Annotated in this window: 20 protein-coding genes and 6 pseudogenes; 8 read left to right on the forward strand and 18 right to left on the reverse strand. The window is 68.4% G+C overall.

All coding sequences use genetic code 11. The annotated features are described in order from the left end of the window. Window positions 1-1,497 precede the first annotated feature (1,497 nt). On the reverse strand, window positions 1,498-1,641 hold the full coding sequence (locus OG390_RS00480) for a hypothetical protein (RefSeq protein WP_406164465.1): 144 nt from the start codon (window positions 1,639-1,641) through the stop codon (window positions 1,498-1,500). A gap of 109 nt (window positions 1,642-1,750) precedes the next feature. Then, complete coding sequence (locus tag OG390_RS00485) at window positions 1,751-2,809, reverse strand: hypothetical protein (protein ID WP_406164466.1); 1,059 nt, start codon at window positions 2,807-2,809, stop codon at window positions 1,751-1,753. A gap of 596 nt (window positions 2,810-3,405) precedes the next feature. Between OG390_RS00485 and OG390_RS00490 the strand changes: the two are divergent. Continuing rightward, a pseudogene (locus OG390_RS00490) lies at window positions 3,406-4,029 on the forward strand (IS5 family transposase); the annotation flags it as partial. A 105-nt stretch (window positions 4,030-4,134) separates the two neighbouring features. Here the strand turns inward: OG390_RS00490 and OG390_RS00495 are convergent. Further along, entirely contained in the window at window positions 4,135-4,992 is an 858-nt protein-coding gene (locus OG390_RS00495; RefSeq protein ID WP_406164467.1) for a helix-turn-helix domain-containing protein, read from the reverse strand. A 134-nt stretch (window positions 4,993-5,126) separates the two neighbouring features. Between OG390_RS00495 and OG390_RS00500 the strand changes: the two genes are divergently transcribed. Further along, window positions 5,127-5,828: an SDR family oxidoreductase gene (locus OG390_RS00500; protein WP_406164468.1), complete on the forward strand. Its 702-nt coding sequence runs from the start codon at window positions 5,127-5,129 to the stop codon at window positions 5,826-5,828. A 1-nt stretch (window position 5,829) separates the two neighbouring features. On the opposite strand, the pseudogene OG390_RS00505 reads toward OG390_RS00500, so the two are convergent. Next, window positions 5,830-5,957 (reverse strand): annotated as a pseudogene (locus OG390_RS00505) (IS5/IS1182 family transposase); the annotation flags it as partial. A gap of 225 nt (window positions 5,958-6,182) precedes the next feature. Between OG390_RS00505 and OG390_RS00510 the strand changes: the two are divergent. Next, a complete protein-coding gene (locus OG390_RS00510) occupies window positions 6,183-6,533 on the forward strand; it encodes a transposase (protein ID WP_406164469.1) in 351 nt (116 codons plus the stop codon). Window positions 6,534-6,673: 140 nt separating this feature from the next. Here OG390_RS00510 and OG390_RS00515 read toward each other — a convergent pair whose 3' ends face one another. The 3 genes from OG390_RS00515 to OG390_RS00525 are packed head-to-tail and all read right to left on the reverse strand — an operon-like array spanning window position 6,674 to window position 8,657. After that, the gene (locus OG390_RS00515) at window positions 6,674-7,486 is read right to left on the reverse strand and encodes an ExeA family protein (protein ID WP_406164470.1); all 813 of its coding nucleotides are present in this window, start codon (window positions 7,484-7,486) and stop codon (window positions 6,674-6,676) included. Further along, window positions 7,483-7,728 (reverse strand): hypothetical protein, encoded by a 246-nt coding sequence (locus tag OG390_RS00520; RefSeq protein WP_406164471.1) that lies wholly within the window; start codon window positions 7,726-7,728, stop codon window positions 7,483-7,485. The genes OG390_RS00515 and OG390_RS00520 overlap by 4 nt, the downstream gene beginning before the upstream one ends. Then, entirely contained in the window at window positions 7,725-8,657 is a 933-nt protein-coding gene (locus OG390_RS00525; RefSeq protein WP_406177435.1) for a DDE-type integrase/transposase/recombinase, read from the reverse strand. Before OG390_RS00525 ends, OG390_RS00520 begins: the two co-directional genes overlap by 4 nt. 170 nt (window positions 8,658-8,827) lie before the next feature. Between OG390_RS00525 and istA the strand changes: the two are divergent. After that, window positions 8,828-10,459 (forward strand): annotated as a pseudogene (istA, locus tag OG390_RS00530) (IS21 family transposase). Beyond that, the gene (gene istB / locus OG390_RS00535; RefSeq protein ID WP_406164472.1) at window positions 10,456-11,244 is read left to right on the forward strand and encodes an IS21-like element helper ATPase IstB; all 789 of its coding nucleotides are present in this window, start codon (window positions 10,456-10,458) and stop codon (window positions 11,242-11,244) included. The pseudogene istA and the gene istB overlap by 4 nt, the downstream one beginning before the upstream one ends. A 10-nt stretch (window positions 11,245-11,254) precedes the next feature. Here istB and OG390_RS00540 read toward each other — a convergent pair whose 3' ends face one another. From OG390_RS00540 to OG390_RS00550, 3 genes are all read right to left on the reverse strand, one after another. Then, window positions 11,255-11,998 carry a GNAT family N-acetyltransferase gene (locus tag OG390_RS00540; RefSeq protein WP_406164473.1) on the reverse strand — a complete coding sequence of 248 codons (744 nt, stop codon included), beginning with the start codon at window positions 11,996-11,998 and terminating at the stop codon, window positions 11,255-11,257. 60 nt (window positions 11,999-12,058) lie between these two features. Then, window positions 12,059-12,610, reverse strand: coding sequence for a helix-turn-helix domain containing protein (locus OG390_RS00545; RefSeq protein WP_406164474.1), 552 nt, complete (start codon window positions 12,608-12,610; stop codon window positions 12,059-12,061). Window positions 12,611-12,703: 93 nt separating this feature from the next. Next, on the reverse strand, window positions 12,704-13,108 hold the full coding sequence (locus OG390_RS00550; protein WP_406164475.1) for a helix-turn-helix domain-containing protein: 405 nt from the start codon (window positions 13,106-13,108) through the stop codon (window positions 12,704-12,706). A gap of 442 nt (window positions 13,109-13,550) precedes the next feature. Between OG390_RS00550 and OG390_RS00555 the strand changes: the two genes are divergently transcribed. Next, entirely contained in the window at window positions 13,551-13,991 is a 441-nt protein-coding gene (locus OG390_RS00555; protein WP_406164476.1) for a hypothetical protein, read from the forward strand. Window positions 13,992-14,764: 773 nt separating this feature from the next. On the opposite strand, the gene OG390_RS00560 is transcribed toward OG390_RS00555, so the two are convergent. Together OG390_RS00560 and OG390_RS00565 are read right to left on the reverse strand one after the other, a co-directional pair. Next, window positions 14,765-15,193: an ATP-binding protein gene (locus OG390_RS00560; RefSeq protein WP_406164477.1), complete on the reverse strand. Its 429-nt coding sequence runs from the start codon at window positions 15,191-15,193 to the stop codon at window positions 14,765-14,767. Between the two features lie 125 nt (window positions 15,194-15,318). Beyond that, a complete protein-coding gene (locus OG390_RS00565) occupies window positions 15,319-15,444 on the reverse strand; it encodes a hypothetical protein (RefSeq protein WP_406164478.1) in 126 nt (41 codons plus the stop codon). A gap of 78 nt (window positions 15,445-15,522) precedes the next feature. On the opposite strand from OG390_RS00565, the pseudogene OG390_RS00570 reads away from it, so the two are divergent. Together OG390_RS00570 and OG390_RS00575 are read left to right on the forward strand one after the other, a co-directional pair. After that, a pseudogene (locus OG390_RS00570) lies at window positions 15,523-16,261 on the forward strand (transposase); the annotation flags it as partial. Between the two features lie 129 nt (window positions 16,262-16,390). Next, on the forward strand, window positions 16,391-17,452 hold the full coding sequence (locus OG390_RS00575; protein ID WP_406164479.1) for a PP2C family protein-serine/threonine phosphatase: 1,062 nt from the start codon (window positions 16,391-16,393) through the stop codon (window positions 17,450-17,452). An 11-nt stretch (window positions 17,453-17,463) separates the two neighbouring features. Here the strand turns inward: OG390_RS00575 and OG390_RS00580 are convergent, their stop codons facing one another. The 6 genes and pseudogenes from OG390_RS00580 to OG390_RS00605 form a co-directional block, all read right to left on the reverse strand. After that, window positions 17,464-17,991, reverse strand: a complete 528-nt coding sequence (locus OG390_RS00580) for a transposase (RefSeq protein ID WP_406164480.1) — start codon at window positions 17,989-17,991, stop codon at window positions 17,464-17,466. Next, window positions 17,988-18,590, reverse strand: coding sequence for a transposase (locus OG390_RS00585; protein WP_406164481.1), 603 nt, complete (start codon window positions 18,588-18,590; stop codon window positions 17,988-17,990). The genes OG390_RS00580 and OG390_RS00585 overlap by 4 nt, the downstream gene beginning before the upstream one ends. Before the next feature lie 76 nt (window positions 18,591-18,666). Continuing rightward, window positions 18,667-18,929 (reverse strand): annotated as a pseudogene (locus OG390_RS00590) (IS630 family transposase); the annotation flags it as partial. A 22-nt stretch (window positions 18,930-18,951) separates the two neighbouring features. Continuing rightward, window positions 18,952-19,011: pseudogene (locus OG390_RS00595) on the reverse strand (hypothetical protein); the annotation flags it as partial. 58 nt (window positions 19,012-19,069) lie between these two features. Further along, a complete protein-coding gene (locus OG390_RS00600) occupies window positions 19,070-20,188 on the reverse strand; it encodes a fatty acid desaturase family protein (protein ID WP_406164482.1) in 1,119 nt (372 codons plus the stop codon). Between the two features lie 7 nt (window positions 20,189-20,195). Continuing rightward, the gene (locus OG390_RS00605) at window positions 20,196-21,251 is read right to left on the reverse strand and encodes a ferredoxin reductase (protein ID WP_406164483.1); all 1,056 of its coding nucleotides are present in this window, start codon (window positions 21,249-21,251) and stop codon (window positions 20,196-20,198) included. Between the last annotated feature and the right edge of the window lie 27 nt (window positions 21,252-21,278).

Raw genomic sequence — 21,278 nt, forward strand, 5'->3', positions numbered from 1 at the left:
GCACTGCAACTGCGTGTACTGCTGGCCGGCAGTTCGTCTCTGCCAGGCCCCGTTGATCTCGGCTACGAGAGAAACCCTAACCAGACCACCGGCCCAATGTCTACTCCAGCCAACATAGATTTCCGCGTGTCTGGCGGTGGGGTAATCGACCTCGAACAACGACGCGGGCAGGGGCGAGGCCGTCACGGCCCGGAGGCCGGGGCACAAACACCACGCGGATCGGCCGCCGAGGATGCGCGATGACGCCGAGCGGGGGGCACGTCAGCAGGAGCCGTCGCTCAGCCGGTCCTTGGCCCACGTACGCGTGCGCTTGGGTAAGCCCAACAGAGCAGGCGCGGCTGGCAGCGGAACTTCATGAGCTGGGATCGCGTGCTCCATTGATCGCTTATAGCGCGACGGGGCAACTTCGCTCATTTCCCGGCCAGGTTCCGTCATCCGTCCGCGATGGCCACAGGCTTCACTATCTTCGCCGCCGTGATCATTTGGGAAGGCGTGCTGTGGGGAGCCTTTGGCGGGTTCGCCATGGAGGCCCTCGACTACATCATCGCTGCGAGGCGATGGAGGAAACTCCCCTGGCTGGTGGGGGCCAGCACGCTGACACCCGACCGCAGGGCGGCTCCGCACCCCCGGGGCGGAGCCGCCCTGAGAAGCTGCCCGCGCCGGGGCTGCGGGCCTACACCATCGCCGGTGCGCGGATCACGGAGGGGGCAGGTGTGGCCGCGGCCATCGTGAGTACCTCGCCGTCGCGGCTTCGCCGTGGCTGTCAGTCGTGGCGGGGGCCGCTGCGCCCCTGGTGCTGGAAAAGATCTGATGGCAGCACTCCAGCAACCGGGGCAGGCCAGTGCGCGTGCCGGGCGGGAGCAGGGGCCACCGGCCTTGGCAGGCACTGCGGCAGGCAGCGAGCCAGCCGCGCCGGAGAAGGCCGCCGACTCCACGGGCACCGACGGAGAAGGAGTGTGACTCCTGTGCGTGCCGACAGGCTCTCAGGCCGGATCATCAGTGTGCTCTCTCGCCGTGCACCGGCCTTCCAACCCGCGACGGTATCCGGGCCACCTCACAGGCTGTTTGACATCTCCCCCGGCTGAAGCAGGGGGATTCTTCCCTCGCGGGTTGAGCTTTCTGCTTCTCAGACAGCAGCTGCCCCGAATCAACGGCGGGGGACGTTGGTACGCCCAGCAGTCTTACGCCAGCTCCACAGACCTGACATCCCGCCAGCCCGGCGGTAGGCCCGGCCAGCTTGGTGATCACCGGCCGGGCCTGGCAACTCTACTGCATCCGCAGGCAGTTGCTGGTGGACGACGCTCCGCCCTGGCGGCGAATCGTCTTCCCTTGCCCTGCTCCGCGAAGTCCGTTTCCTCCCCAGCCTGAAGGCTGGGGTATCCACGGAGAACGCCAGTCTGGGCGCCGTCGTTCTGGCCGGCGCCAATCTGCGCGGCGCTGATCTGAAAAGCCCCCGCGCCTGTGCCAGCCCGACGACAGTGTCCCGCGAATGAGGATCTACGCGGCGGTTCCGGACGAGACCCAGATGAGCGCGCCGTCGATCGGCGACACCGCCAGCAGCGCCCGCCGCGTGGCACGCGAGATCACCAGGCGGCTGTACCCGCTGCACGCCCAGGCCGTGGAGCGGGCCGTCCAACTCACCCACCGCGCCCGAGCCGACCGAGGCACAGGTCGGCAGCCGCTCGGTCCGCCGACACGCCCAGGGCGTGACGCACCCGGAGGTCGCAGCCATAGCCCTTCTTGCCGACCGTCAGCGACCGGTGCCGGAGACGAAAGGCGGCTCCGTTGCGTCCGCGTCCCTGCAAGGGGGAGCGGCCTGGACCTCCCGTTGCTCTTCGGCCACGTCCCCGGTGTCGGGGAAGAAGCGCAATTCCTCGACACGACCCAGCTGGACGAGGAGGTGAGCCAGCCGGAAGTCCCCGTGCAGGTCGCTCTTCAGTGCCGCGCACAGCTCATCGAAATGACTCATTTCCGCCATTATGCGAGCATTCTGCTGGTCGCGTGATTCCCGGGCGCCGGGAACTCGGGCAGCAGCCCGTCGGACGGCGACGGCCTCGTCGATGCGGTCCTCATCGAGGAGCAGCTTGACGAGTCTGTCGGGAGAGTGGGGGTGGGCCTGGAGGAGGGTGATGGCCTCGTCCACCTGTCCCTGCTCGGCCAGGAGATCGGCCAGCGAGAAACGGCGTAGGCGTCGGCGGCGTCGGCGCGCGCCCGCGGCTGGTCGATCCGGCCATGCTCGGCAAGCCAGCCGGTAAGCAGGCGCGTGGTCCCCGGGCCGCGCCTCGGCGCGGTCGACCCATACGGCGATGGCGTCGTCGACACGGCCCTGGTCGGTGAACAAACGGGTCAGTCTGTAAGCAGCGAGATCGGATTCGCCGACGAGAGCGCGCAGTTGGTCGATACTGCCCCGCTCGGCGAGCAGATCGATGAACGCGGACACCTCGCGGTCACTGCGCGAATTCTCCAGCTGACGGGCCAGTGCGATGGCGGCGTACGTGTCACCGTCGTCGACAAGGGCCCGCAACTCTCCCGTACTGCGCTCCCGGAGCAGGAAAATCAGGTCGTTGCGGGCGTAACTGTCCCCCGCGTCGGCCCGGGCCCGCAACTCCTCCACACAGTCCCGCTCCGCCAGCATGCGGGCCAGGGCATCACAAGCCGCTTCCCGGGCGTCGTCACTGTCCCCGGTGTCGGCACGCGTCCGCAGCTCGTCGAGACGGCCGTGTTCCAGCAGCAGGAAAGCCAGTCGTTCGGCGGTGTCGCTGTCGCCGGCGTCGGCACGGGCCCGTTGGATGTCTAGAGCCTCCTCCACACGGCCGTGGCCGATCAGAAGGCTGACGAGCAGGCCGAGAACACCTGCGTCGGGGGGGGAGATGTGTGGGCCGCATCGAAACGTGCCTCTACCGCGACGGCATCGTCGAAGCGTCGAGCGTCGACCAGCGCTGTCACCAACGTCCTGGCGGCGTAGCCGTTTCCGGCCTCGGCGCGGGCCTGTAGTACATCGAGGCGGCCCTGCACCGCCAGCGTGCTGTGCAGCAACTGGGAGACGATGTGTGAGTCGCTGCTGTCAGCAAGATCGCGCAGTTCATCGATCCGGCCCTGCGCTGCCAGCAAACGCCCCAGATGCTCGGCCGCATAACTGTCGCCCGCCTCGGCCCGGGCCCGCAACTCATCGCTGCGGCCCACCTTTGCCAGCAATTCACCCAGCCGGTACGCCACGCGTTTGTCGCCCGCGTCGAAGCGCGCCCGCACTTCCCTGATCTCACGCTTGATGGAACGGCGCTCGCTGAAACGGCCATAGTTCACCACTGACACTATGACGTTCCCTCCCCCCGGCCACGAGGACGAGAAGGTACCGCTGTTGGGCCACCTCTCACCCTCCGCGTCGCCAGCGACGGGCACGGCAACCGTCGCGACGAGTGGATCGGGCTGGGCATCTTCGCCAAGCTGAAGCAGATCGCGCTGGCGTCCTACGACCGCATCGTCGGCCTCGTGCTGGACCAGATCGCCGTTGACGGCTCCATCACCAAAGCCCCCGGCGGCGGAGAGGTCGCAGGGCGATCGCCGGTCGATCGCGGGAAACAGGGTCTGAAGCGTTCTGGCATGACGGATGGTTATGGCATCCCACTGGGCCGCGTGCTGGCCGGAGCGAACCGTCACGACTCGCCCCTGCTCGCCCCGACCCTGGACCGCCTGGAGGACCTGGGACCGCTGCCCGACGACGTCACCGTGCACCTGGACGCCGGCTACGACTCTGACAAGACCCGCGCCCTGCTCGACGAGCGCGGCCTGCACGGCCGCATCGCGCACAAGGGTGAGAAAGCACCGATCCAGGCAAGTCAGAGGTGGCATGTCGAAAGGGCCCACGCCTGGCAGAACGCCTTCTACCGCCTCGCCCGCTGCTACGAGCGCCGGCCGACTGTCATCGACGCCTTCTTCGACCTCGCCGACACCATCATCACCGTCCGTAGCCTGATCCGACGGGCATGGACCACCCACCGCTGGGACGAACGCCCGATCCGCCGCCCATGAGACCACGCCTATCTGGGGACCTCTCGTCGGCGTCGACAGCGAGCCGTCGTCGGTGGTCGGTGCGCCGGGCTGCGGGCCATGGGGGTGGAGTGCGCCCGCCGACTGCTATCCCGGGGTGCTGTCTTCGGTCATGGCCTGGGTGCCGATGACGTTGAGGAGCCTGAGCCGGTCGGCGGCGTCGCTGCCAGGGGCGGCGGTATAGGCGACGATGCGCAGATCGCTGCCGGGAGCCACGAGCACGTCACAGTCGAAGGTGAATGTGCCGGCATCGGGGTGATGGACGGTCTTGGTGTCCGACTCGTGGACGCCCACGATGCCCGTATCCCACAGGCGTGCGAAGTCGGTGCTGACACCCCGCAAGTCCTTGATCAGGGAGCGCAGGTCGGCATCGGCGGGGTAGCGGGCGGTCGCCGCCCTGAGATCGGCGACCACGGCCGCCTCGAACCGGGCCTCCTGCTCGGGGGTGTGGCCGACCCGGCTGGGCAGACCGGCGAAGTGCCGCCAGACGATGTTGCGCTCGCGTCCGCGCAGCGCGGATGCGTCTCCGAACAGGGCGGCCCACAACGGGTTCCACAGAATCAGGTTCCATGCGGCGTCATGCACGCTCAGCGGTGAGCCGTCCAGTTGGTCGAGCAGCCTTCGGACCCCCGGTGGAATGTGCGCCGACAGCTGCCCGGGGCCCGGCGCCGGCTGCCCCGCGAGGAGAAACAGGTATTCGCGCTCGGCTGCCGACAGCCGCAGGGCGCGGGCCAGCGCGGACAGGACCTGCACCGACGGGGAAGTGGCCCGGCCCTGTTCCAGGCGGGTGATGTAGTCCACCGACAGGCCGGCGAGCTGGGCCAGTTCCTCGCGGCGCAGTCCGGCGGCCCGACGTACCCCGCCCGCGGGCAGCCCGACCGTAGCGGGGGCGACCCGGTCCCGCCAGCCATGCAGGGCTCTGCCCAGTTCCCTGGATTCGCTCACCGTCCCAGTATCCGGCCACCGCGCCCGGACAGCCTGGTACTGCTGGTCCACTGGCTAAGGCGGGCACTGCCTGTTCGTCTGCGGTGCGACGACGGTGGAGACATCACCGATCCACCGATCACCGGAGTGAGCGCATGACCACCACATTGATCACTGGAGCGAACAAGGGCCTCGGTTTCGAGACGGCTCGTCGCCTGATCGGGGCCGGGCACACCGTCTACGTCGGGGCACGCGATGCCCACCGCGGCCGAACGGCGGCCGGGAGGCTCGGCGCCCGCTTCCTTCAGCTCGACGTCACCGACGAGGATTCCGTCAAAGCCGCCGCTGAATTCGTTCGCGCGGACGCTGGCCGCCTCGACGTCCTGGTCAACAACGCCGGGATCGTGGGCGCGCGCAAGCTCGGTCGGGTCGGCGAGGTCACCGGGTCCGACATGCTGACCACGTACGACACGAACGTCTTCGGCGTCGTGCGCGTCACGCACGCCTTCCTGCCGCTGTTGGAAGCAAGCAACGCCCCGGTCGTCGTCAACGTCAGCAGCGGTCTGGGCTCGCTGGCGGCGTGCGCCGATCCCAGCCGGGTGGAGTTCCAGGTAACGGCGCTGGACTACAACTCCTCCAAGACCGCGCTGGTCATGGTCACCTCGCAGTACGCCAAGGCTTTCCCCGCCATCCGGTTCAACGCCGTCGACCCCGGCTACACCGCCACCGACCTCAACGGCCACACGGGCACCCAAACCATCGAGGAGGGCGCGGAGATCATCGTCCGCATGGCCTCGATCGGCGCCGACGGCCCGACCGGCGGCTTCTTCGACAAGACCGGCCCGGTCGTCTGGTAGAGATCCGGTCGCTGATGCGTGGGCGATGGCAGCCCAGCGGATGAGTCGGAGCGTAAGCCAGCCGCTCAGGCAACAGCGCGGCAATTGGTCCCAGAGCGGTTCGGTCAGCCACGATGGCAGGACAGGCACAGGTCTCCCCGGTGATCACAGAGCGTCGCAACTCCAGGATCACCAAGAATCTGTGCCTGCTTCCCTGACGGGGCGCCCCGCGCCTATCTGCGCGGCCTCTAAATTCGGCGGTTGGTGTGGGTCGACGGCAGGTGGGGTTGGTCGTAGGCCGGTGGTAGGAGTCAACTGCCTTGCTGGGGGCTGCAGATGGCCGCTCGCCGTCCGTGTCCGCCCCCGCCGGGGCCGTTGGAAGAGTACGCGGCCCGGTTCGACGACCCCTTCTTCAGCCTGGCTCAACGGCGGGGTTTTCGCGAGTACCTGACCGGGCTGCTGGCACCGCGGGAGCGGAACAAGACGATCACCTGCCTGGCAGGCGCGGAGCCGGTGGCCGGTGCGGGGATGCCGGGGGTGAGCGGCTGCAGTTCTTCCTGTCCGAGTCCCCCTGGAAGGCAGGTCAACGACCGGCGGCTTGAGCTGCTGCGCGAGCAGCGGGCGACGGCTCCGCACGACAGCGGGGTCATCGTGATCGACGACTCCGGGGACCGCAAGGACAGCACGGCGACCGCGCATGTGGGCCGGCAGTGGCTGGGTTGTTGAGTGCCGTTCAAGATGAGCATGGGGTTGCCACTCAAGGTGAGCATGCGGCGCGATGAGAATGCCCTGCCGGACGGAGTCCGGCAGGGCATTTGATGCTCACGGTGTCATTTGGATGGCCATGGCGCCGTGCTCGATGGGGTTCATTCTTCGGTGACTTCGGCGATGGCGGCGCGGGCGGAGGCTTCGTCGACGATGGATTTACTGTCGGCGTAGGCGGACAGCAGGGCCTGGACGGCGAGGTTGTTGACGGCGCGGGGGTAGCCGCGGGAACTGTCGTGGATCAGGGTGATCGCGTCGTCGGAGTAGAGGGTGTCGGAGCGTCCGGCGAGGGCGAGATGGTGGGCGAGGTAACTGCTGGTTTCCTCGCTGGTCATGGGCGGCATGTTGTAGCGGATCGCGATGCGCTGGTCGAGGGCGGCGAGCATGCCGAGTTTGATGTTGCGCCGCAGGGTGGGCTGCCCGACCAGCAGGCAGGCCAGCGGGCTGGTGGAGTCCATGTCGTGATTCGTGAGCATCCTCACGGCTTCCAGCTGCTTGTGATCCAGTAGGTGGGCCTCGTCGATGACCAGGACGGGAACCCGCCCGCGCTCGGCGTGTTCGGTGGCCAGCGCGTCCGCGGCCTGCGGGATCAGCGTCGAGCGGTGGGGTTTGGGGACCCCGCCGAGGCGGGTGACGATGGCCTGGTGGATGCCGGTGACGCCTATGGCGGGGTTGGGGAGATAGATGACGGTGTGTCTGGGGTGGTCGAGCGCGTCGAGGGCCGCGCGGACGGCGACGGTCTTCCCGGCACCGACCTCGCCGGTGATCACGCCGAGGCAGCGTTCCCCGATGCACCAGGTGATGCGGGCCGCGGCCTGGGCGTGGGAGGAGTGCCGGTGCAGCATTCCAGGGGCCAGGTCCTTGCCGAACGGCATGACCGTGAACCCGTAGTAGCCCTGGATCTTGTCAATCAACTCATGTCCCTTTCCAGGTAGTTGATGAAGTCGTCGAGTTCGCGGGCGGCTGCCTCGGCGCGTTCGTGCAGGGCCAGGGCGAGGAAGACCGCCCGTTTCGCGAGCGCGGGCAGCGGCTGGCCGGCCTTGTGAGGACTCTGGCGAAGTGCCAGGTCAAGGGCCCGGTCCCGCAGCCGGCGGGCGGCCGCCTCGGCGTCCTCCAGGTCGCAGATGCGTTCCTGGACCGGATTGCCGCTGCTCACCGGTCCTCGTCGCTCTGATCGGTCATGAGGGCGGTGTAGTTGATCTTCTGTCCGAGTTCGGCGGTCCGGGCGGTGTCGACGAGCCGCAGGTAGTCGATGCCGGTGGTCGGCGCGGGCGGCGCCTTGGGGAGTTCGGGCTTGGCCTTGGGGTGCGCGTGACGGGAGATGCGGTGCGGACTGGCGAGGCCGAACGGCCGGTTCTGGAAGCGGACTTCGATCTCGGTCAGGTCGAACGGGTCGAAGACCAGCTCGACCTTGCGTCCCACCAGCGCGACGTCGACGTTGTAGACGTTGTTATGGAGGGACACCGTCGCGGTCTTCGTGACGGTGCGGTGCTCCGGCCAGCGGAAAGCCTCCCGCAGCTGGGCCGGGGTCGGCTGCGGGAACGGAGAGCCGGCCAGCCAGCGTTCCATCGGCGCCTGCCCGGTCTCGGAGTGCACCGCCCGGTGATACACATGCTCACACCACGCCGTGAACAGACGGTTGAGCTCGCCGAGATCGGCAATCGTGGCGGGGTCCACCTCGACGAGGAACTGGTCGCGCACCGTTCTGAAGGCGCGCTCGATCTTCCCGCGTCCCTCGGGACGTCCCGGGGTGGAGTGGATGAGCTTGATTCCGAGCCTCGCGCAGGCCCTGAGCAGGGCAGAGTCCACGAAGGCGGAGCCGTTGTCGACGTAGACGCCTTCGGGAACGCCTCGCACGGCCAGGGCGGGCCGCAGAGCGGCGGCCAGGCGGACGGAGTCCTCGGCATAGCCCCAGCGGTGCCCGACCATCGCGCGTGAATGGTCGTCCACGAAAGCGAACAAATAGGTCTTGCGACCTGCGATTTTCGGGCCGTGCAAGGCATCGCCGACCCAGAGCTCATTGGGGTGGTCGGCCTCGAACCGGCCGAAGACCGGCGGCGCCAGCCCGTCGGGGCGGTCCAGCAGATCGAGGCGTGGCTGTGACGTTGTTCAGCGGCCCCGGCATGTCGGCTTCGAACGGCCCCAGTTGATGGGTCGCACGGGTGCATTGAGGGGTGGTGACGGGGCAAAGTGGCCCCACCCCGGTTCTTGCGGTGAGACGGTTCCTGTGGTTGCTGGCAGGGGCGGTGCCGCGGATGTCTTTATCCAAGCAGGAGCTGTTCGACCGGATCCGGCGTGACAGCTGGCAGCGGCAGCTGTCGATCCGTGCTCTGTCGAAGAAGTACGGCGTTCACCGCCGCCTCGTACGGGAGGCACTCTCCTCGCCGGTTCCCACTCCACGCCGCCGGGCGGTGAGGACGTCACCTCGGATGGAGCCGTACAAGAAGACGGTCGACGCCTGGCTGCGGGCTGATCTGGAGGCTCCGCGCAAGCAGCGGCACACCGTGCGGCGGATCGTTGCGCGGATCGAGGAGGAGTTCGGCGAGGCGGTCCCGTATCCGACGGTCCGGGATTTCGTCGCGGCCCGTCGCAAGGAGATCGCCGCCCAGGCGGGGGCGCCTGTTGAGGCGTTCGTGACCCGGCACAACGCGCTCGGTGCGGACGCCGAGGTCGATTTCGGGGACGTCTACGTGGACCTGGCCGGGCAGCGCACCCGTTGTTATCTGTTCGCTTTCCGGCTGGCCTATTCGGGCAAGGCCGTGCACCGCATCTCGCGCTCGTGCGGTCAGCAGGCGTTCTTCGAGGGACACGTCCACGCGCTGACCACGCTGGGCGGCGTGCCGGCCGGTCAGGTCCGCTACGACAACCTCACCCCGGCCGTGAAGAAAGTGGTCTTCCGCAGCCGCTCGCGGGAGGAGAACCCGCGCTGGACCAACTTCCACGAGTACTAAGGATTCACCCCGTTCTACTGCGAGCCGGGCCTGCGCGGCGCCCACGAGAAGGGCGGGGTCGAGGGCCAGGTCGGCTATTTCCGCCGCAACTACCTCACCCCGGTGCCGCAAGTGGACAGCGTGGATGAACTCAACACCCGGCTGGCCGAGTTCGAGGCGAAGGAGAACGAGCGGCGGATCGGGGCGAGGATGCGGACGATCGCGCAGGACTTCGCCCGCGAGGCCGGCCATCTGCTGCCCTTGCCGGACGATCCGTTCGCCACCGGCATCACCCTCACGCCCCGCGTCGACCGCTACGGCATGATCACCGTGAAGATGTGCCGGTACTCGGTTCCGGTCCGCTTCATCGACCGCAGGGTCACCGTCACGCTCACCTGCGACGACCTGACCGTCTATGACGGCCGGCGGGAGATCGCCCGCCACCGGCGGCTGACCGATCGCGGTGCCGAACACCTCGTGCTGGACCACTACTTGGAAGCCCTGCTGACCAAGCCGGGAGCACTGGAACGCTCCGAGGCACTCCACCAGGCCCGCGCCGGAGGCACGTTCACGGGCGTCCACGAAGCGTTCTGGGCGGCGGCCAAGAAGGCCCTCGGAGACATCGAAGGAACGAAATCCCTCGTCAAAGTGCTGTTGCTGCACCGCCACCAGCAGCACGCCGACGTGGTGACCGGGATCCGCGCGGCCCTCGCGGCAGGCACCTTCAACGAGGACGTCATCGCGCTGGAGGCCCGCAAGGCGGCCCAGGCGGCCGGGCGGGCACCGACCGTCACCGTCGGCCCCCTCGCCCCGGAGCCGTTGGATCTGGACCCAGCCCCGGTCACACCGCTGACGTCGCGACGTCTCGCGCGTGCTCTGCCCTCCGATCAGCGTCCTCTGCCCCGCCTGGAGCAGTGGGACGAGCTGTTGCAGCTTCGCCGGAAGGACTCCTCATGACCACCGCCCACCACGCGCTGACCGCACAGGCATCCGACGCGGCGATCGACACCGCCTGCCGACTGCTGCGCCTGCCCACCATGCGCGCCCAGGCCACCGACACGATCGCCCGGGCCGAACGCGAGGGCCTGTCCTATGCAGGGTTCCTCGCCGAGCTGCTGATGGCCGAGTGCGAGGACCGGGACCGCCGCCGGGCCGAGCGACGCATCCGGGCAGCTCACTTTCCCCGCGAAAAGTCACTGCGGGAGTTCGACTACCGCATTAATCCCAACGTCGATCCGGCAGTGATCCACAATCTCGCCACCTGCGAGTGGATCGCCAAGGGCTACCCCCTGTGTCTCATCGGAGACTCGGGCACCGGCAAGTCGCACCTGCTGATCGGGCTGGGCACCGCGGCAGCGATGGCCGGCTACCGCGTCCGCTACACCACCGCGGCAGCCTTGGTGAACGAGCTGGTTGAAGCGGCAGACGACAAGCAGCTGGGCAAGACCATCGCCCGCTACGGGCGCGTCGACCTGCTCGAAATCGATGAGCTCGGCTATCTCGAACTCGACCGCCGCGGCGCGGAAATGCTCTTCCAGGTTCTCACGGAGCGTGAGGAGAAGAGCAGTATCGCGATCGCTTCCAACGAGGCTTTCACCGGCTGGAGTCGGACCTTCACCGATCCGCGGCTCTGCGCGGCGATCGTGGACCGGCTCACCTTCAACGCCTCCATCATCGAGACCGGCACCGAGTCGTATCGCCTCGCTCGCTCCAAAGCCCAGAAGAACAAAGCCGCAGGGTGACACGCTCTGGTCAGCCTTCCAGGCAAAGCCGCGCCTGGTCCAAGCGGATGCTGAGCTGGCTTCCCAGCTCGCGAAACCCCAGCGCCCGTGCGACGTTACGGGAGGCCATCGGGCGGGCACGCCACTGCGGGAGCAGACCGTCGTCGAGCGCCTGCGCCACCGCCGCAGAAGCGACCCGCCGCGCCAACCCGCGGCCTCTTTCCCCTGGTGCAGTGAGCACGCAGAGGTGAGCGGCTGCCGCAGGCCAGGCTTGAAACCCCGCCGCAGCCACCACGTCCGCGCCCTTGCGCACGACGAACGCAGCGGAGGTGACCTCGTCCATCCCGCTCTCACCGGCGTCCTCAGGCGGCACCGACTTCACCAACGTCATCAGGTCCCGATGCCCGGGGGTAAGCCGTTCAACGAAACGGTCAGTCGGCGCCGGGCGGAAGCCGTCACGTGACACGTATCCCAAGACCGCCGGACCCAGCACCTCATTCACAGGCAATACGGCCCGAACCGCTTCTGGAGACGTCAGTGAGCTGGTCGGCATCCTGGCCAGGATCCGACGCAAAACCTGCACAGCTCTGTCGGTCGGCGCCGTAATGATCGCCGAGTTGCCGAGCGCCACAATCCCGGCCCATGAAGGCGGGGCCAGCTGCGAGGCGGGCGACGTGACCACGTTCAAGCCCTCCACCAGGGGAAACGGCACCGGCACAGCAGCCAGCGTTTCCCATACTCGCTGGGCCTGTTTCAGCAACGGATCAACAGCCATCAGCCGATCCTGCCACCCCGAGATCACAGACGCGGAGGGATTCCGCTGGTCGCCTCAGTGTCAAGACGCCTCAGGTGGTCCCACGCAAGCCATTCCGCGGGGCCAGTTCAGGACGTCCGCAAGCCTCGAAAACTCTATCAACTGGGGCCGTTCGAAGCCGACATGCCGGGGCCGCTGAACAACGTCACAGCCATCGAGGCGGCCCAGATGCCGGTGGACGGTGCGACAGGAAGGGCCCCAGCCCAGGTGCTGGGTCAGAATCCGTACCACCTGCGCGGTCGTGCGCGAGGGGTTCTCCCGCTTGAGCGCCGCCGCGAGATCGAGCACCTCCTCCGGTGTCCTGGGGGTGACCTGTCTGGTCGGCGGCAACAGGGCGTCGAAGCCGCCCTCGCGCCAGTTCCTCAGCCACCGGTCCAGGGTGCCCCGGCCCACCGTGATCTGCCGTCCGAACGGATCCGTATGCGTCCTTGCCGCCAACTCCCGGACCATCGCCCCACGTTGACGCGGACTGAGGGCAGGGTCGGCCGCCTCACGGATCAACTGGTAGCGGAACAGCGCGACCTGGTGGGCCCGCTCGGCCCGCCGGCGTTCCTCCTCATCGACCAGAGCCATCGTCGGTGACCTCCAAAAAAGGCTGCGGACATGTCAGCCAGCGAGCATGGCGGGCACCACCGCGGCCCGTCAGGGCCAACTCGTGTTGATCGACTACCGCCGCGCTGGCGGTGGCCAGCCCGGTGCCAGCAGCAGGCCACGGCTGATGGCCGAGGCGACCTCCCAGATCGGCGCGGCGATCACCGTGAACCGGGCCTTCACCGCCAGCGCGGCAGCGATCACCGCCGCGACCGCGTCACCGAACACACTGACCGCGGGCGCCGGCAGCACCGCCGACGGGTCGTCGGCGAGCGCGACCAAGTGGGCGGTGAACACCCCCGCGACCAGGCGGGCCCGGCCGGCGAACCGCCGTAGCCAGCCCCGCACCGTCGTCGCCGGCCGCCCCAGCCGGTCGGCGATCGTCCGGTGCCCGGCCCCGGCCGCCTTCATCTCAAGCGCGGCCCCGATCACCTCGGCCACGTCCGCCCGCCGCGACAACCCGCTGACCGGCAGCAGCACATGGGTGGCCCCGCAGCCCGAGCACCGTGAGCGACGCGGACGTACATCCAGGCGCCCCACACCGGCCCCGCGCAGTCCGCGTGGCCTCGCCCGCCCCCACGGCGTCAGGCTCCCGCCACACGCCGGGCACTCCAACTCGCCTGCCACAAGACGCCGTTCGACATCGCTGGCGTCCACCTCTACGGTGATCAAAGCGCCTCCGGGCGCACCCGAACGGCCCTCCCGGCTTCGCGACCAAACGACAACGGGAGGGCCGTTTGCCGATCAAGACATGGTCACCGTGCCCCTCGGCACTCCGGAGATCAACCCACCCGCAACGATCACATCGCCATGCTCATCCGGAGTGGCACCCTCCGCCCCTCAACATCACCATCCTGAGTGGCAATCAACAGCTGGGTCGGTACGGCAAGACGGACAACGGCATCGTCACGGTGACCACGGTGTGGACCGACCCGCCCTTACCCTCGCCCCTGACGGCAAGGAAAGGGCGCGGATCACCGTCCGAGTTCCGCCGAAGGCCTCGCGAGGCGAGCGGTACGGCGTGGTCTGGGCCCAGGTCGCCAGTACCGGCCAAGGCAATATCCAGGTGGTCAACCGGGTCGGGGTCCGCATGTATCTCGACATCGGCCCCGGCGGTGAACCACCCTCGGACTTCACGATCGAGAAGCTCACCTCCGGACGCTCCCGCGACGGCCGACCCGAACTCGCCGCCCAGGTCCGCAACACCGGGGAACGCGCGCTGGAAATCTCCGGCAATCTCTCGCTCTCCGACGGACCGGCGGGTTTGCGTGCGGGGCCGTATCGCGTGCCAGCAGGTACCACTTTGGCCCTCGGCGACACCGGGTCGGTGAAGGTCGTGCTGGTTGACATCTCCCCCAGTTGAAGCAGGGGGATTCTTCCCTCGCGGGTTGAGCTTTCTGCTTCTCAGACAGCAGCTGCCCCGAATCAACGGCGGGGGACGTTGGCACGCCCAGCAGTCTTACGCCAGCTCCACAGCCCTGACATCCCGCCAGCCCGGCGGTAGGCCCGGCCAGCTTGGTGATCACCGGCCGGGCCTGGCAACTCTACTACCTCCGCAGGCAGTTGCTGGTGAACGACGATCCGCCCTGGCGGCGAATCGCCTTCCCTTACCCTGCTCCGCGGAGTCCGTTTCCTCCCCAGCCTGAAGGCTGGGGTATCCACGGAGGAATCCAGATGACCGGCTGCCCGACGGTCCCTGGAAAGCGCGGCTGGCTCTGGTCAGCGGCAGGGTCCAGAAGACCTCCACCGTCACCGTCACCTTCCCGGCGGCGGGCATGTGGGGAACGTCCATCATCCCCGCCGACGTCGCGCAGTGGCCGCCGGTGCTGTCCTGGGGACTCACGGCCGTGGCCGCCATCCCGACCGTCCTTGGCATGCGGCATCTGAAGCGGCGACTCGTGCAGCACCGGAATGACAGACCGGTCGACAGCACAGACGACGGGACGAGTCAGGCCACATCGGAGCGCTGATGTGCTGGTGCTCGCATGCGGCCGCCTGAGGGCCGCCAGCCCTCAGCCCCAGTCGACCGGCGGCAGGCGAGGCGCCCACCTCCCGGCTGCCGGGTCGGCCTGCTCCTGACCACGAGCACGACCTTGGGACCGGTGGGCTCGCACGTGGGGGTCCCTCCGGTCGTGCTCATGCTGTGAGCCCGTACCCGGGACGGGACAGCGGCAGGACGGCCGACACGGATTTCCCGTGCGGGCCGACGCTCACGTGCACGTCCATCGCCAGTTCCTGCACCAAGGCCCAGCCCAGGCCGCCCGGTCTGGCCGCATCTGGCGGCCGCGGAAGCGGCGGCACCCGGCTGGCGTCCTCCCCCGTGACGGTCACCGTGCCCGCTGCGGCCCTCAGCCCGAAGCCAGTCATCCTGCCCCCGTGCCGCACCGCATTGTCGACCAGCCGTCCGGGACACACCACCAGCAGCACCGCCTCAGCCTGGGCGCCGCCGTCAGGAGCCAGCACCAACAAAAAGCCGCGTGCCACATCGGTCATGCGCTCGGCGAGGTGCGGGCTGCTGCCCTCCCGGGGCGCGTAGTCCTCATCGGGGGGAATGAACCATCGCACGCTCCGCGCCTTGAACGACTCGACACCTGCTCGACTGCTCCGGAAAGATCTGGTTCACCGCCGAACAGGCGCGCGGCCGGGCCACCCGGCGCCGTCATCACACGCACCCCGGCCTCAACCAGCGTCTACTCCTCCAGGCCGGCACAGCCGGGCACCGCGCGCCGCAGCGGCTCCAGATCCCCGTACAGGGCGGCGTGGAAGGCGGCGGCGAGCTCGCAGGCACGCTCCTCACTCGGCACGTCGTGGAGCATGAAGTAGACCGGGCCCGCGTAGGCGTCCGCGCCGGCCTCCCGCGCGCGGACCAGGCGGACGATGGCGTCCCGCAGGGCGTCTGTGACCGTACTCGTCAGGTCAACCGCCTGCGGGCCCAGCTCCTGGAGATCTTTCTGCTCTGGAGCGTGCGCTGACCCTGACCAACCAGGAGCCCGTCCTGCTGCTGACCGCCTACCAGTCACCTGCGGCCATCCGCCGGGCGGGTGTCCGGCGCATCACGACCTGGCTGAAGAACCGCAAGGTCAGGGGTGCGACCGAGATCGCCCGCGCTGCCGTCGAGGCGGCCCAGGCCCAGCACACGGCACTGCCCGACGAGAAGCTGGCCGCGATGACGGTCGCCCGTCTTTGCGAAGGGGGTAACTGGCCCTCAACGAGGAAATCGCCGAGCTCGACGCTCTGATCGAGGCCCGGCGTCGCCAGCACCCGCATGCGCGAGTGATCAGTAGCATGCCGGGCGTGGGGAGCATGCTCGGGGCGGAGTTCCTCGCGGCCACCGGCGGTGATCTGGAAGCCTTCGCCACTGTGGACGGCCTTGGCCGCCTTCGCGGGCCTGGCTCCCGTGCCCCGCGACTCAGGGCGCGTCAGCGGCAACATGCACCGTCCCCGGCGCTGCCACCGAGGTCTCCTGCGGGCCTTCCACCTCTCTGCTCAGGCCAGTCTCAGTTCATGTCCCGCCTCGAAGGCGTACCAGAGCGAAAGCGCGGCGAAGGCAAGAACCACAAGCAAGCCCTCCTGTGTCGCGCCCGCCGACGAGCCAACGTTCTATGGGCCATGATCCGTGGCAAGAGGCTCTGAGTGGAGCATTGAGCTGCACCGAGGCAGGCTTAACCCATGCCCATGCGGTCGCTGTTCCTCTCACCGCCTCTACCCGGAGCGGGCGGCCACAGCAGGGTCTGGTTCACTCTCGCGCAGGGTGCGCCCTTCATGATCGCGCTGGTGGTGCTCGGTATCGAGGTCTCACCCGCACACTTTCTGGTCACTGGCCCCATCCTCACCGCGGTGCCGGCGCTGGCCGCACTGACGATGGGCCCCAAAGGCACCCTCTCCGCGGCGGCCGCCGCTCTGGGCGTCAACGTGACCACGGCCACCTACAACCATGCATGGGGCACCCATCAGGTCTTCGGTAACCTGCTGGGGCTGTTCCTGGTGTCGCTGGCCAGTGTCACGATGAGTATCGCGGCGCGTAGGCACCGGCAAGGCGAATTCGACCAGGTTCGCCGGGTCGCCATGGCGGCGCAGGACGTCATTCTGCGGCCTGTGCCCGCGCGGCTGGGCCCGGTGCGGGCAGCCAGCCTGAGCCTCGCGGCCGAGGAGGGGGCTCAGATCGGCGGTGATCTGTACGAGGCGGTCCACACGCGGTACGGCGTCCGGCTGATCGTGGGCGACGTCAGGGGCAAGGGGCTCAATGCTGTGCGCGCGGTCGCGGTGGCATTGGGCGCCTTTCGCGAGGCCGTGCACTACGAGGACGAGCTGGTGGAGGTCGCGAACCACTGCGCGGCTGCCCTGCAGCGGGAAGCCGCCGTGCCAGGCGCGTTCGATCAGGAAGCTCTGATGGAGGGATTCACCACCGCGCTCATCGCCCAGGTACCCGACGGACCCGTGGTGCACCTGGTCAACCGTGGCCATCCGCCTCCGCTGCTGCTGCACCAGGACAGGGTCCAGGCCCTGATGCCCACCTGCCCCCTGCCGCCTTTCGGCCTGGAAGATCTCATCACCGATCCGCCCGCCAAGCCCGAGAGGTATCCCTTCGTCCCAGGCGACCGGCTGCTGCTGTACACCGACGGCGTGATCGAAGCCCGCAATCGCGACAACGACTTCTTCGACCTGCCGCGGGCCATGGAAGGGATACCCGCCAGCACCTCCCCACCGGTGTTTCTGGGACTACTGCAGCTGCAATTGATCCGCCATGCCGAGGGCCGCCTGGCGGACGATGTGGCGATGATCCTCGTCGAACGACTCAACGAGGAAGCCAACTGCGCCTACTAGTGCTGGATTCCTCACAGGAAGTACACATAGCGGCGGCGTAAGCGCTTGGTGGGTGGTGCGGGTCTGCCCCAGATCCAGGGTCGGGCACGGGAGTTGAGCTGGCCGGTGGCGACGTTGGTGGCGTGGGTGATGTGGCCTGGGTCGCCGAAGGAGCATCCGGCCAGGGCGGTCTTGCGGAAGATGCGCCACCAGCCTTCTTGCAGGTTGAGCCAGCAGGCGCCGACCGGGATGAAGACGTGCTTGATGCGTGGGTGGTCCTCGAGCCAGGTGCGGGTGGACACGCTGTTGTGCGAGGACAGATTGTCCGTGATCACGTAGATGTCCCCGGCGGGGTTGGCTTCCTCGACCAACTGGAGGAACCGCTGGTAGAAGGCGCTGTTGCGGGAAGTGGCGGTCATCGTGATCGCTTGACCGTCGCGGACGCGTAAGGCGCCGTAGACCCAGGTCTTCTCCGGCCCGCGGGAGTAGTCGATCTCGTTCTTGATGCGGTGCCCGTCCGGCGGCCAGCCCGGTGCCAACGGGAAAGCGCGGGGGATCACCGGGCCGAGTTCGTCGGCGCAGACCACCGTCGCGCCAGCGGGCGGGCTGGTGTAGAGCTCGACGATCCGCGTCCTTTTCCCTCGAAGTCCGGATCCTTCGAGCGCGTCCAGGATCGCGTGCGCCGCCGGCGAACCCCTTCCGCGAGCAGGATCCGGCGCACCTGGGAGCGGCTGACCTCGATGCCCAGGTCCCGGGCCGCAGCGACCAGCGTGTCCAAGGTCCACTCCGAGGGCCCTGACTCGTCCGCGGCCCACATCTCGTTCGACGGCTGCACCTCGAGTCGACCTGGCGGCGTCTGCTTGACCAGGCCAACGATCCCCGAGCGCTCGGCCTCGGTGATCCGGCGCTTGCGGCCCTGCCCGCCCAGATCCTCCAAGCCCTCCAGCCCCAAGCGGTTGAAGCGGTGCAGCCAGCGGCGCACCGTCTTCTGACTGCATCTCAGCTCGTCGGCGATCTGCGGGACCAGCCACCCGTCCCAGCTCAGCTCCACCATCAAGCACCGCTCCACCACATCCTTCGGCGCCTTTCTGGCCGACGCCAGGCGGTGGACCACCGCTTGCTCGCCCTCGTCACGGCCCGGCCGTGCCCTCAGCACCATGACCCAGCACCCGCCCCGGAGTACCCGCAACCGCCCCGCTACCAGCAGCTATACCCACCGAAAGCGGAATCCAGCACTAGTGTCCTGCGCCAGAGATCCGTCGGCAGAAGCGGGCGAGGGAGCGAGGATTTCTTCGGCTGTTTTGGTCCAGATGAACGGCTTGGGGTCTTCGTTCCAGTCTTTGACCCAGGCGCGGATGTCGGCTTCCAGGGCCTGGATGTTCTTGTGTGCGCCGCGGCGGATCATCTGGTGGGCGAGGTAGCCGAACCACCGCTCGACCTGGTTGATCCAGGAGGAGCCGGTCGGGGTGTGTGTTGAGCTCCTGGCGCACGTCCAGGTAGCAGTGCAGCCGGACACCGGGCTGTCCCGGATCCCGTGTCGTACGGTCTGATGTCGCGGTCGCCCACCGTCCGCAACGGATCTCACCGAACCCGGCGGTGCCGCCGGTACGGCCGAAAGATCTGAACCGATACCGGGAATCAGGCCGCGACGAGCTCCTGCTCGCGGGCCGGCGTTTCGACCTTGGGCTTCTTGTTCGGCAGCGAGAGCCGGAAGACCTTGCGCCACGCGGAGAACACCTGCTTGGGCAGCGGCCCGGTGACGTACTCCAGCTCGTACTTTTCGAACAACGCGCGCACCTTCACCGCGACCTCGGCGTACCGGTTGCTCGGCAGGTCCGGGAACAGGTGGTGCTCGATCTGGTGCGACAGGTTGCCGGTCATGAAGTGCATGGCCTTGCTGCCGCTGATGTTCGCCGAGCCCATCATCTGGCGCAGGTACCACTGGCCGCGCGTCTCGCCCTTGATCGACCGGCGCTCGAAGACCTGTACGCCCTCGGGGAAGTGCCCGCACATGATTACCGAGTGGGACCAGGTGTTGCGGACCAGGTTCGCGGTGAACGTGGCGGCGAGCGTGGTGAGGAACGACGGGCCCGACAGCAGCGGGTGGATCACGTAGTCCTTGAGCACCTGCTTGCGGATCTTGCGGCCCACGGCCTTGGCCCGCGCGCGGAACTCCGGGTTCTTGCGGCGGCGCTTGTGCAGGTTCTTGCCGAGCTCCAGGTCGTACGCTGCGATGCCGTACTCGAAGAAGCAGGCGTTGATGAAGTTCCACAGCGGCTGGCCGAGGTGGAACGGGTGCCACTTCTGGTCCTCGTCGACGCGCATGATGCCGTAGCCGAGGTCGTTGTCCTTGCCGATCACGTTGGTGTACGTGTGGTGCAGCTCGTTGTGCGAGTGCTTCCACTGCTCGGACGGCGAGACGTGATCCCACTCCCAGGTGGTGGAGTGGATCTTCGGGTCCCGCATCCAGTCCCACTGGCCGTGCAGGACGTTGTGGCCGATCTCCATGTTGTCCATGATCTTCGCCATGGACAGACCGGCGGTGCCGATCAGCCACGCGGGCGGGAAGATCGAGAACAGCAGCACGCCCCTGCTGACCAGCTCGAGCTTGCGCTGCGCCGAGATGACCTTACGGATGTAGGCGGCGTCTTTCTCGCCGCGGCTGGCGATCACCTCGTCGCGGATCGCGTCCAGCTCGCGGCCAAGCTCCTCGATCTGCTCCGCGGTCAGGTGGGCGGTGGGGTCGATGGCGGTCAAGGTGCTCCTATCGTTCGATGTCGCAGGGGCCCGCCGCGGCGGACACGCAGGTCTGGATGAGGACGCCCGGCGCGGCCTCGGTGATCTTGCCGGTGCGCAGGTCGCGGACGGCGCCCGCCTTGAGCGGCGTGACGCAGCCGAAGCAGATGCCCATGCGGCACCCGGAGGGCATGAGCACGCCGGCCTCCTCGCCGACGTCCAGCAACGGCGTGGCGCCGTCCGCGTCGACGGTCTTGCCGGTGGCGCTGAACGTGACCTCGCCGCCGTCGCCGGCGACGACGATGCTGGGGCGGAAGCGTTCGGTGTGCAGGCGCTCTGGGACGCCGTGCTCGCTCCAGTGCTCTTCGGCGGCGTCGAGCAGGCCCGCGGGCCCGCAAGCCCAGGTCTCGCGCTCGGCCCAGTCGGGCACGAGTTCGTCCAGACGGGCGATGTCGAGCATGCCGTCGGTGTCGGTGTGCACCTCGGTGAGCTGCAGCTTCTTGTCCGCGACCAGGTCGTGCAGTTCGTTGCGGAAGATCACGTCTTGCGGCTGTGGCGCGCAGTGGACCATGACGACGTCGTTGAACTCGGTGTCGCGCAGCATGCCCATCACGGGCGTGATGCCGCTGCCGGCCGTCAGGTAGAGCACCTTGGCGGGCTTGGCCTCCGGCAGCACGAAGTCACCGGTCGCCTGGTCGAGCTGGATCAGCGTGCCCGGTTTCGCCCTGCGGACCAGGTGGTTGCTGACCTTGCCGTCCGGGATCGCCTTCACGGTGATCGTGACGCGGCCGTCCCGGCGTTTTGCCGGTGAGGTGACCGAGTAGGCACGCCACAGGCGCACCCCGTCGACGTCGACGCCGATCCGCACGTACTGACCGGCCGTGTGGCCGCGCCAGCCTCGTCCCGGCCTGATCACGATGGTCGCGGCGTCACCCGTCTCGGGGTGCACGGCCTCGATGCGCCCACGCAGGTCAGCGCCCGCACGCAGCGGGCTGACCAGGTCGAGGTAGTCCGACGGCAGCAGCGGTGTCGTGACCATCTCCAGCAGTTTCCACGCCCTACTGCGGAGGGCTGCACTCGTCATGACTCCAGCTTGATGTGCCTCAAGGCG

Source organism: Streptomyces sp. NBC_00996 (assembly GCF_045162675.1).
GTDB lineage: Bacteria > Actinomycetota > Actinomycetes > Streptomycetales > Streptomycetaceae > Streptomyces.

What these genes read in the sequence shown, in the direction of transcription:
- OG390_RS00500 (WP_406164468.1), top strand. Translation starts at nt 5,127, where the DNA reads ATGACCACCACATTGATCACTGGAGCGAACAAGGGCCTCGGTTTCGAG.
- istB (WP_406164472.1), top strand. Translation starts at nt 10,456, where the DNA reads ATGACCACCGCCCACCACGCGCTGACCGCACAGGCATCCGACGCGGCG.
- OG390_RS00540 (WP_406164473.1), bottom strand. Translation starts at nt 11,998, where the DNA reads ATGGCTGTTGATCCGTTGCTGAAACAGGCCCAGCGAGTATGGGAAACG.
- OG390_RS00545 (WP_406164474.1), bottom strand. Translation starts at nt 12,610, where the DNA reads ATGGCTCTGGTCGATGAGGAGGAACGCCGGCGGGCCGAGCGGGCCCAC.
- OG390_RS00565 (WP_406164478.1), bottom strand. Translation starts at nt 15,444, where the DNA reads ATGCTCCACGACGTGCCGAGTGAGGAGCGTGCCTGCGAGCTCGCCGCC.
- OG390_RS00575 (WP_406164479.1), top strand. Translation starts at nt 16,391, where the DNA reads ATGATCGCGCTGGTGGTGCTCGGTATCGAGGTCTCACCCGCACACTTT.
- OG390_RS00585 (WP_406164481.1), bottom strand. Translation starts at nt 18,590, where the DNA reads ATGGTGCTGAGGGCACGGCCGGGCCGTGACGAGGGCGAGCAAGCGGTG.
- OG390_RS00605 (WP_406164483.1), bottom strand. Translation starts at nt 21,251, where the DNA reads ATGACGAGTGCAGCCCTCCGCAGTAGGGCGTGGAAACTGCTGGAGATG.